Below are 815 nucleotides of genomic sequence, written 5' to 3' on the forward strand. Positions count from 1 at the left end.
TCGGCCAGCGCACCCGCCTCGATCGGATCACCCAACGACGTACCCGTCCCATGCGCCTCGATCGCATCGATGTCGGCAGGGGTCAGGCGGGCCGCCTGCAGCGCATCACGGATCACCCGCTGCTGGGAGGGGCCGTTGGGCGCCGTCAGACCCTGACTGCGGCCGTCCTGGTTCACCGCGCTGCCGCGGATGACGGCCAGCACGCGGTCACCGTCGCGCTCGGCCGCCGACAGCCGCTTCAGCAGCAGCACCCCCACGCCCTCGGCCCAGCCCGCACCATCGGCGTCGGCCGAGAAGGACTTGCACCGGCCGTCGGGTGCCATCCCCTTGAGCCGGCTGAACTCCACGAACAGGGCAGGCGTGCTCATCACCGTGACACCGCCGGCGAGGGCCTGTTCGCACTCGCCTTGGCGCAGCGCCTGGATCGCGAGGTGGAGGGCGACCAGCGAGGACGAGCAGGCGGTGTCGACGGTGACGGCCGGGCCCTGGAGGCCGAGCGTGTAGGAGACGCGGCCCGAGACCACGCTGCCCGCGTAGCCGGTGCTGGTGTAGCCGTCGAGGGCGTCCAGGTCGTGGCTCTGGTGGCCGTAGTCGGAGCTCATGGTGCCGAGGTAGACGCCGGTGTCGGTGCCGTTGAGCTTGTCCGGGCGGATGCCGGCGCGCTCCAGTGCCTCCCAGGAGGTTTCCAGGACGAGCCGCTGCTGCGGGTCCATCGACACGGCCTCCCGGGGACTGACTCCGAAGAAGGCGGCGTCGAAGCCCTCGACGTCGTCGATGAAGCCGCCTTCGCGGGCGTAGCTCTTGCCGACGGCCTC

General features: G+C 71.4%; 1 protein-coding gene. It reads right to left on the bottom strand.

The window, feature by feature from the left end; genetic code table 11:
* Window positions 1-815, bottom strand: an 815-nt coding sequence (locus tag ACPXCS_RS39590) for a polyketide synthase (protein ID WP_425971248.1), incomplete at both ends; no start/stop codon positions are given.

The sequence above is a fragment of the Streptomyces sp. DT190 genome, assembly GCF_049846985.1.
Lineage (GTDB): Bacteria > Actinomycetota > Actinomycetes > Streptomycetales > Streptomycetaceae > Streptomyces.